Origin of the sequence: Bacillus cereus group sp. BfR-BA-01355, from assembly GCF_022663675.1 — a bacterium.
In the GTDB taxonomy this organism is placed as follows: domain Bacteria; phylum Bacillota; class Bacilli; order Bacillales; family Bacillaceae_G; genus Bacillus_A; species Bacillus_A thuringiensis_S.
Genome location: NZ_JAKUFY010000528.1, coordinates 1 through 210, shown reverse-complemented (window position 1 = coordinate 210; position 210 = coordinate 1). Strand labels below are relative to the sequence as shown.

Here is a 210-nt window from a genome sequence, read left to right as displayed (position 1 = left end):
TCCGTTACACTTTAGGAGGCGACCGCCCCAGTCAAACTGCCCACCTGACACTGTCTCCCGGGTCGATAAGACCCGTAGGTTAGAATTTCAATACAGTCAGGGCGGTATCCCCCCAGCGCCTCCACCGAAGCTAGCGCTCCGGTTTCAATGGCTCCCGCCTATCCTGTACAAACTGTACCAAAATTCAATATCAGGCTACAGTAAAGCTCC

Annotated in this window: 1 rRNA gene; it reads right to left on the bottom strand. The window is 53.8% G+C overall.

Features of this window, described 5'->3' with window-relative positions:
• Positions 1-210 (bottom strand): 23S ribosomal RNA (locus MR167_RS32785); the annotation flags it as partial.